Annotated in this window: 1 protein-coding gene and 1 pseudogene; both read left to right on the top strand. The window is 41.7% G+C overall.

The window, feature by feature from the left end:
* Positions 1–377: pseudogene (locus tag IMQ48_RS17250) on the top strand (helicase RepA family protein); the annotation flags it as partial.
* Positions 364–1,091, top strand: a 728-nt coding sequence (locus IMQ48_RS17255; protein ID WP_196209984.1) for an ABC transporter ATPase, incomplete at its 3' end; no start/stop codon positions are given. The pseudogene IMQ48_RS17250 and the gene IMQ48_RS17255, both read left to right, overlap by 14 nt.

The following is a 1,091-nucleotide window of genomic DNA, read 5'->3' on the forward strand; positions in this document are numbered from 1 at the left end:
GTATTGCTGCTGATACTGGATGTTCGATTATATTTCTACACCATTCAAACAAAGGCGCTGCCACGATGGGGGTTGGTGATATACAGCAGGCAAGCAGGGGTAGTAGTGTCTTGGTTGATAATATACGGTGGCAATCTTATCTGGCGGGCATGACCGCCTTAGAAGCGAAGACGTATGGTATTTCTGATGATGTTCGAGGTCAATTTGTTAGATTTGGAATAAATAAAGCAAATTATGGAGAACGTGCTCCAGATCGTTGGTTACAGAGACATGAGGGGGGAGTATTAAGGATAACGCAACTCAAATCGAAGAATAAAAAACAAATAGCAAAAGAATGTATGTCTTCATTGAGTGGTGCAGAAAATGATAACTGGTAATAAAGTTACACCTACTAGTACAGCTCTGCAGGCTAGAGTCATTCTGTACCAACCAAGTCAACGTCCCTTGGCGCTGAAGGGACAGTGGATGGAGACTAGTTTTGGTCGTTGTCGAGTTACCGGAAGACTAGGACAACGTCATGCGGATATTGTCGAAACAATGCTCTATGTGGCCGAGAAACGTCGAGAAATTTCTGATGGAGGAATCGAATTATTAGTAGATCCAGCGAAAGTACGCCGAACTCTATCCGATGCACAATACAGTTATGATCGAATTAAAAAACTACTTGTTGATCTACGAGTGGCAACTGTTGAAATAGTAACACCAGATTTAGAAAAACACGGTTATTCCATTCTAGGCGGTTTAATTGACCATGTCGTGCCTTCACCAATGACTAGGCGTAATCCTCTAACTGGTGGTGAACGTAACCTGTGGAGAGTGCGCTTAGGTGTTGCATTAGTAATGTTGTTGAAGCGAGATTTGCATTTTCATCATGATCCAGGCCCCATTGCTCGTCTTCAGCATGGTATTAGCCAAGCAGTTGCACGTCATATATTAACACATAAGCACGATCCTAAAGGCGGCTGGCATATTGATACATTAATTTTAGCCGTCAGTGGGGAAGGTACTAATAATATGACATTGCGTAACTATCGGAGAAGATTAAAAGAAGATAGCAAAAAATTTCTAGCAATTGGTATTGAGATACAAAA

This window comes from Citrobacter sp. Res13-Sevr-PEB04-36 (assembly GCF_015672735.1).
Lineage (GTDB): Bacteria > Pseudomonadota > Gammaproteobacteria > Enterobacterales > Enterobacteriaceae > Citrobacter.